The 1,626-nt window shown below is 34.4% G+C and carries 3 protein-coding genes; 2 read left to right on the forward strand and 1 reads right to left on the reverse strand.

The window, feature by feature from the left end:
- Positions 1-509 precede the first annotated feature (509 nt).
- Entirely contained in the window at positions 510-743 is a 234-nt protein-coding gene (locus ATH1_RS19700; protein WP_010423661.1) for a hypothetical protein, read from the forward strand.
- 147 nt (positions 744-890) lie between these two features.
- A complete protein-coding gene (locus tag ATH1_RS21985; protein WP_211208086.1) occupies positions 891-1,058 on the forward strand; it encodes a type II toxin-antitoxin system RelE/ParE family toxin in 168 nt (55 codons plus the stop codon).
- 22 nt (positions 1,059-1,080) lie between these two features.
- Here ATH1_RS21985 and ATH1_RS0115400 read toward each other — a convergent pair whose 3' ends face one another.
- Complete coding sequence (locus ATH1_RS0115400; RefSeq protein ID WP_029164168.1) at positions 1,081-1,470, reverse strand: hypothetical protein; 390 nt, start codon at positions 1,468-1,470, stop codon at positions 1,081-1,083.
- Positions 1,471-1,626 lie beyond the last annotated feature (156 nt).

A 1,626-nucleotide genomic window follows, 5' to 3' on the forward strand; every position in this document is an offset into this window, starting at 1 on the left:
GCATTTTTTGGTTTTTTGGGTGGCATTTTTCACAAGTTGGGTTAAAGCACCACTTGGTGTTAATTGGGAATAGAATTCTGATCCGGTTGCGAAATTAACTCCTGTTATTGAATATCCTCCAGGCGATTGATAAGTAGAGGAAACTCCACAGTACCGTCGCTAAATTCCACTTTTAACAGCTTAATGATTTCTACAATGAATAGAAATTCTTAAATTTGTAAAAGGTAACATCAGAAAATAGAACCATTCAAAAGAATTGCTGATTTGCTAGACCCGGCTTAGAGATATTTGTTTAACCTGGTTTATTCATAAGTTTTCGTCATGAGATGTTCAAATATCAAAAAACACAAGCAACCGCAGGCAAATTTGATGCAGATAATAGTGAACTATTTTCAAATCAAATTTAATGAGGACGCTTGTGTTTTGCCGATAGTTGAGCATCGTAATAGATAATTTATGAATAATCCAGGTTAAAAAAGAGATGGGCTTCTGGTGTAAAATAATTGATTATGAACCTACAGTATATTTCAGACAACAAGGGTAAAACAACAGGTGTTTTCATTCCTATTCAGGAATGGGAAGGGCTTAAAGAAAAATTCAAAGGCTTGGAAGAAGAAGAACTCGGAGAACAATCAAAAGAGGAGATTCTCTCGGGATTTAAACAAGCCGTTGAAGAAATGAACCTTATAAAGCAAGGTAAACTTAAAGCCCGTGATGCAAAAGACCTGTTAGATGAGCTATAAAGTTAAAACCATCCCGTATTTTGACAGGCAGGCTAAACGGCTTACCCGTAAATATGCATCTTTTAGAAAAGAACTTTCTGAACTTTTCGATTCTTTAGAGGCTGACCCGGCTCAAGGCATAGCTTTGGGCAATGATTGTTACAAAATATGTATGCCATAAAATTCAAAGGAAAAGGCAAAAGTGGTGGAGCAAGGATTGTTACCCATGTAATTGCGGTCAGAAAACATGTCTATTTGCTTACCGTTTTTGATAAATCTGAAAAGGAAAATATTTCTGATAAAGAACTTCAGGAACTTTTAAAAATGATAGAATAGCCAGTAGAGTTAGAACGTTAATTTATCGCTCTATCTTCTTGGCAATCATTTTTCCATCTTTGAAGGTTAATTCCCAACTTTCCGGGGCCCATGTGGATGGGACGGGCAAAGCATCTCTTAATTGAAATTTGTTTTTATAATAACTGGTATCTCGTTTATAATGCTGAATAGCACTTTTATAGTATTGATAATCTTCCGGGAAATTATTCTTCATAAATTTAATAAGGGATTCATCAGAAAGTTTAAAATCATTCATGAAAGGATCTTCTCTTCCAAATGATATGCATACTTTTTTACCTTCAATCTCTGTGATAATATGAACCTGCCCAATTAAAATGACTGATATTTCTCCGGCATAAACCAAGTTATAGTTAACAAAAGGAGGGTTGTCTATTACTTTAATCCATAACACATTTCCAAGAAAGTTAGAAGAATCAACCGTGTTAAAATATTCCTTAATTTGCTCTTTTAGTTCCTTATTCTTTATATCCCATGAATAACAAACAGGTTGTTCTACAGTGAAACAGCCCCTTAAACCATCGGACTAAGTTATAGAATAAAAACTATA

Origin of the sequence: Anaerophaga thermohalophila DSM 12881, from assembly GCF_000191885.1 — a bacterium.
In the GTDB taxonomy this organism is placed as follows: Bacteria; Bacteroidota; Bacteroidia; order Bacteroidales; family Marinilabiliaceae; genus Anaerophaga; species Anaerophaga thermohalophila.

Bases quoted from the DNA above. Each gene is read 5' to 3' on its own strand.
- ATH1_RS19700 (WP_010423661.1), top strand. From the start codon at position 510: ATGAACCTACAGTATATTTCAGACAACAAGGGTAAAACAACAGGTGTT.
- ATH1_RS21985 (WP_211208086.1), top strand. From the start codon at position 891: ATGTATGCCATAAAATTCAAAGGAAAAGGCAAAAGTGGTGGAGCAAGG.